Consider the following 6,000-nt stretch of genomic DNA (forward strand, 5'->3'; position numbering starts at 1 on the left):
CAGTCACTCCTCTGCGAGACGCTCCGCAGTCAGCGCAGCTATACTCATCAGGGCTTGTTGTGGTTATAGTTGGAAAACACTCCCTAGCCCTGTAAAATCTGGCAAGAGAACCATTTATCGCTCACTACGAACAAAAATTTATTTTTGGGCATGAACATAATTTATAAAATAAAATTTCGGAATTAGCCAAAATTTGAGCCAAGCATAAGCACCCATACTTAATGCTGCTGTAATCATTAGGGGTAAACCAACTTTAATTCTGACTGGATCAGGAAGTAAAGCAACTCCGGCTACAGCAATAATGCTGTATACCAAAAGTCCTAATTCTAGGCGTTGGAAAACTTTAAGTGCATTGCGACAGCTATGACAAAGTAATGTATGTTGTGTGTACCTATCCAGCAATACAGCACGGTTATCATTAATTTTTGCTTTCTCGGTCACACTAATTCCTACTTCGTTCCAAGGTAGCTGTCCGTGACAATACTTATCAAACCAGTTGCGGAACTCAATCACCAAACGGTCAGCGCTTGTAGGTAGTTTGTAGGCAGTTTTCCAGCTTTCAACTGACTGTCTTTGGTGAAGATAATTTTCTTGCTGATGTAACAAAATCATATCTCCATCAAGCACCTGATTACGAGTTTGGATGTGAGACCACCAGCGTGGTGTAAAACGGTGGAGTGTTTTGGCAAAGTTTCTGGGAAATTGGGCGACAATGCGAGACTTACCTGGAGATACAGGAATACAGTAAGTTACAAGTCCCATTTTTTTCTCGGAGTCGCCAAAGTTGATGTCATACTCCAGATAACAAGGTGGGATAAAAGTGATTGTGGTTTTGAAGCGTCCGGAAGTAATTCCTTCAATTAACTTTGGTGTGGCTTGCACAATTTCCATCGGGATGAGTCTAGCGTATTCTCTTTTACCCTGTACGCCGTGATGGGCAAAAGGTACGTGACTAGGATCTACTATATTTTCCACTAAAGTTTGCCAGTCATATTCCAAATCACGCACATAGGAAGACCAGACAAATCCTTTGTTGGCATCGATTTGAGGTGAAAGTGGTAATGGTGTATTGGCAGCTTGTTCGCCCGATTTAGCATCGGGCCAAACCCAAAGTAAATCATTTGCTTGGCAAACGGGCAGTGAAGTTACACAGAAATTGTTTTGATTCTTGGTAACAATTTCTGGATTTTCTGCCTGAGGAATATGAGTACAAATGCCTTGAGAATCAAATTGCCAGCCATGATAGCTACACATCAAATTACCAGTTTTTTCGTCAATACGCCCTTCACTTAAGGGGGCGAGACGGTGGGGACATTGATCTATAAAGACTTGGTAATTTTCAGATGATTGATGTTTCCAGATAACTAGGCGTATTCCTAAAAGTGTGACTGGAGTTGGTTGGGTGGGATCAATATCTTCAATGGGTGAGAGAGGATACCAGTTTTGGAAGAAGTTGAATTCAGATGGCATTGAGGTTTTAACCCGTTGCGTAGTATCAGTTTAGAATCTCCGTCTCTTTAGAGCAGAGAGTAGTCAATTAATCAGCCTGGATTAAAAATTCCCAGGCTTTTAATTTTACACGCTGGATTTCTGACGGTTATTTTCCATCCCCTTGATGCCGTTGAGGAACATTGGCACAAATTTCTCCATAAAAGCTTGCGGATCACGTTGCCAAGCTGTTTGAGCAGCGCGCATTCTCGTAAATTGCAACTCAGGTGCTAACAAAGTTTGTGGTAAGCGTTCCATTAAATACTGGGGCCGTTCCCAAACTGGCATTGTATTTGCTATTTCCACCAGATGAGTCACCCGGCGTAGTTCTGCACCTAAGGTGATATCCATTCCCGATTCAAATGCCGCCTGTTCAATAGCTGCATACTTTTGTTTAGCTTGCTCTACTTTTTGTTGGTGTTCTGGACTTTTACGAGCGATTTCTGTTAACCAACGGTTCCCCCAACGCACATGTCCTGCTTCTTCTGGCAGAATTTTGGCAATGGTTTCGCTAATTTTGATGTTTTCTGTGGTTTGTGGAGCTTGTTTGAGGGCGTATATGTGAGCCGAGAAATACTCACAACCCCGTTTTTCGGTGACATTAATCGCTGCCAATGCAGCAATGATGCCATCTTCTCGGTCACTTTCCGTCTTGAAGGATTCTTGATCTATCAGACGCTCAAATTCGTCAATATAGGAATTGCCAGGGGGAGTACCGATGTCAGCGCCTAAATCCAGCAACAAATCAGTTAACCACATAGCATGACGAGCTTCATCACAGATGTGGTGAGATAAGTCCTGTAACAGTTCCTTTGGTTTGCCATTGAGTTTTTCAATGACCTCGGTTAAATCTTTACAGCTGCGTTGTTCGCTGTAGCGGTAGCGATTGAGGGTAATGAGATGGATTTCGTGATCGCTAACTACCTGTTGGAGAATATCCCTGGCACTCAAGGAATTTTGAAATTTACGTGGATAAATAACTGTCATAGTTGGGTTAATTTTTGTTAACTATATTAGTTTGATGGTAACTAGCAATAGCACTTAGTTGCCAAAAATCAAGCAATTTTCCTACTCCAGATATATGAGTTTAATTGCCTTATTGTAAATAATTGTAACGAATAAAATGATCTACTTGGGGAAATGACTATTCTTCGGCATAACACGAAGCAAAAGCCTAAATATCCACAATTTATTGCTTTTTTGTGAGGTTAGGGGCAATTTTTCACTAATTTGCCCTGGACAATCGCTACTACAATTTTCTGTATATGAATTTTTATTGCAAAACCTCATTTTGTAACATTGGTTACAGAATTGTGTGTTAGTTTAGTAAATGAAGAGATAAATAGTTAAGCATATATCACTAACTAAAACCATAAGGAGGACTGTGTTATGTCTATTCAAGATAGATCCCGTGCGCTCACAATGCTGCAATACAAGCAAGTCAAGAATCGGCAACAATCAATGCTGATGCGTGCTGCACAAGAACTCGGTCTTCCTGAAGAAATATCCGAATATTGGAATCCTATTCAGGGGAAGATAGATCCTACAACTCGGTTGATTTATGAAAGCAGTCACGTTGCCATGAGCTAGTACCGCTGTCTTGGAAGTTAAAAGTTTACCCTGAGCGAAGTCGATAGTTCAAAGTTAAAAGTCAAAAGGCTTTGATTTTGGGATTTTCAACTTGCGCCCAGATGAAGTAGCTTTTGAGCCTTTCCCACAGAATCTGATGAAATCGATTTCTCAACGACAATCTAGCTTCTTGGTTTCCCAATTGCAGTCAGCCTAGGTTCTTACAGTGCTACAAGACGTGAAAAAAAAGCCACCCTATATGGGGTGGCAAAAAATTCACTAATTTTGGGAATTAGCAATCGTAATAGAGATGAAACTCATAGGGATGAGGACGCAACTGCAACTGCTTAACTTCGTTAGCCAGCTTGTAGTCGATCCAATTGCTGATAAAGTCTTCTGAGAAAACGCCTGTTTCTGTCAAGAAAGTATGATCGTTTTCTAGTGCTTCCAATGCCAAATCCAGAGAACCCGGAGTTGAAGGAACCTTCGCCAGTTCTTCTGGAGAAAGTTCATAAATATTCTTATCTAAGGGTTCACCAGGATGGATTTTGTTCTTGATGCCATCGATACCAGCACAAAGCATAGCAGCGAATGCTAAGTAGGGGTTAGAAGTTGCATCAGGACAACGGAATTCCAATCGCTTGGCTTTAGGGTTATCGCCAGATAGAGGAATCCGCACAGAAGCAGAACGGTTACCTTGAGAGTATGCCAAGTTCACTGGTGCTTCATAACCAGGTACTAGACGTTTGTAAGAGTTAGTTGTGGGGTTGGTAATAGCCAAAAGCGCTGGTGCGTGCTTGAGGATACCACCAATGTAGTAAAGTCCCATTTCACTCAAACCAGCATACTTATCACCTGCAAACAAGGGTTTGCCATCTTTCCAGATGGACTGGTGACAGTGCATCCCAGAACCGTTATCGCCAAAAATGGGTTTTGGCATGAAGGTAACGGTTTTGCCATATTTCTTAGCAACGTTCTTGATGACATACTTGTAAGTCATCAGCCAGTCAGCAGCTTCAATCAACTTACCAAACTTGAAGCCTAGTTCGCACTGACCACCAGTAGCAACTTCGTGGTGTTGTTTTTCAATAGGTACGCCACAATCTGCCATTGTTAATAGCATCTCTGTACGGATATCTTGGAAGCTATCCGTTGGCGATACTGGGAAATAACCTTCTTTGAAGCGTGGTTTGTAACCCAAATTGGGGCTTTCTTTCTTACCAGAATTCCAGCGACCTTCCGCAGAGTCTACATGGTAGTAACCTTCATGGGAATTTTGGTCAAAACGGACATCATCAAAGATAAAGAATTCAGCTTCAGGACCAAAGAAAGCTGTGTCACCAATGCCAGTAGAAACTAGGTAGTCTATTGCTTTTTGAGCAATCACACGGGGACAACGGCTGTACCATTCGCCCGTGCGGGGTTCTTTAATACTACAAACTATACTGAGCGTTGGCTCTTTCATGAAGGGGTCGATCCAAGCAGTGTTGGCATCGAGTACCATCATCATGTCTGATTCTTCGATACCTTTCCAACCCCGAATGCTGGAACCGTCGAAGGCTACGCCATCAGAGAAGGAACTTTCATCGATTTGATTGTGGTACACGGTGAGGTGCTGCCAAGTACCAGGTGTATCGATGAATTTCAGATCAATCATCTGAATTTTTTGGTCTTGAATCATTTTCAAGACTTCTTGTGGGGTTGTCATTGTTACTCCTTCTCTACCAATTTCCTAACATAAAATCATAATCTTCCAAAGCATCCTAACCCAGATGATCTGAACCAAGTTGTTGATGACACACCTGAAATATCATAAATCCTAGACATTAGAGGATTTTGTAGTTTTTGTTACAGCTTATCCGGTTTACAGGTTATATTAACCTTTTCCCCAACATCTGCACAAAACTTAAAGTTCATCTCATTAGGGGACAACTTTGGCATAGAATCCTTAAATAGCGGATGAATTGTTTTTGTGCCGCATCTATTTTAAATGGCACAAAAATTTACGGGTGCATAAGTGCAACCAAATTAATATCAAACCATAGATAGTAATGATTGGGAGAAGAAGGAATGCGCGATGCAGTTACAAGCTTGATTAAGAATTATGACGTTGCTGGTCGGTATTTTGACCGGAATGCAATTGACAGCCTTAAATCTTATTTTGAAAGTGGTACAGCACGAGTAAAAGCAGCAGCTGCGATTAACTCAAATGCTGCTTCATTGGTAAAACAGGCTGGTTCTAAGTTATTTGAAGAGCAGCCAGAGTTGATTCGTCCAGGCGGCAATGCCTACACTACTCGTCGTTATGCCGCTTGTCTACGAGATATGGACTATTACCTGCGCTATGCTACCTATGCGCTGGTTGCTGGCAACATGAATGTATTGGATGAGCGCGTACTGCAAGGGCTAAGAGAAACTTACAATTCTTTAAGCGTACCCATTGGGCCCACTGTTTATGGTATCCAGATTCTTAAGGATTTGGTGAAGGCACAAGTAGCTGCGGACGGTGTTGCAGATACTGCCTTTGTTGATGAGCCGTTTGATTATATGACTCGTGAATTGAGCGAGAAAGATATTTAGCATCTAGTCCTGGTGATTAGAAATCGTAGAACTATACAAACAAAGTTCGCGTAAGTGGACTTAACAGATATCGCACTTTGGCTTGATTGGCAAGGTGCGTTTACTTTTATTAATACAAAAAAATATTTGTTGTATGACAAATTAATTGGTATTACAACGAACATAATTACTGGGAAAATTTTATACCTGCTCTTATAATGTTTATTATTGATATAAATAATTTTTGGCAATAGTTCTATGAGTATTAATGATCTAGAATTTCTGCATGGTGCAGCCTTTCTTCGACTCCTCAAAGGAACATCTTATATCCAGGGTAAGAGCATCTCAATCAGGCTTGACACAAGGAATCAGAAGAATCTAAAG

The 6,000-nt window shown here is 41.3% G+C and carries 5 protein-coding genes; 2 read left to right on the plus strand and 3 right to left on the minus strand.

Going from position 1 to position 6,000, the window contains the following annotated elements; translation table 11 throughout:
- Positions 1 to 138: 138 nt before the first annotated feature.
- Entirely contained in the window at positions 139 to 1,470 is a 1,332-nt protein-coding gene (locus ACM0OS_RS20390; RefSeq protein WP_414545025.1) for a Rieske 2Fe-2S domain-containing protein, read from the minus strand.
- A gap of 105 nt (positions 1,471 to 1,575) precedes the next feature.
- Positions 1,576 to 2,475, minus strand: a complete 900-nt coding sequence (locus tag ACM0OS_RS20395; protein WP_414545026.1) for a ferritin-like domain-containing protein — start codon at positions 2,473 to 2,475, stop codon at positions 1,576 to 1,578.
- A 402-nt stretch (positions 2,476 to 2,877) separates the two neighbouring features.
- On the opposite strand from ACM0OS_RS20395, the gene ACM0OS_RS20400 reads away from it, so the two are divergent.
- Positions 2,878 to 3,078, plus strand: coding sequence for a hypothetical protein (locus ACM0OS_RS20400; RefSeq protein WP_414545027.1), 201 nt, complete (start codon positions 2,878 to 2,880; stop codon positions 3,076 to 3,078).
- A gap of 271 nt (positions 3,079 to 3,349) precedes the next feature.
- Here ACM0OS_RS20400 and glnA read toward each other — a convergent pair whose 3' ends face one another.
- On the minus strand, positions 3,350 to 4,765 hold the full coding sequence (glnA, locus tag ACM0OS_RS20405) for a type I glutamate--ammonia ligase (protein WP_414545028.1): 1,416 nt from the start codon (positions 4,763 to 4,765) through the stop codon (positions 3,350 to 3,352).
- A gap of 362 nt (positions 4,766 to 5,127) precedes the next feature.
- On the opposite strand from glnA, the gene apcB reads away from it, so the two are divergent.
- Complete coding sequence (gene apcB, locus ACM0OS_RS20410) at positions 5,128 to 5,637, plus strand: allophycocyanin subunit beta (RefSeq protein WP_414545029.1); 510 nt, start codon at positions 5,128 to 5,130, stop codon at positions 5,635 to 5,637.
- Positions 5,638 to 6,000 lie beyond the last annotated feature (363 nt).

The sequence above is a fragment of the Nostoc sp. CCY0012 genome (assembly GCF_963920855.1).
Classification (GTDB): domain Bacteria; phylum Cyanobacteriota; class Cyanobacteriia; order Cyanobacteriales; family Nostocaceae; genus Cyanocohniella.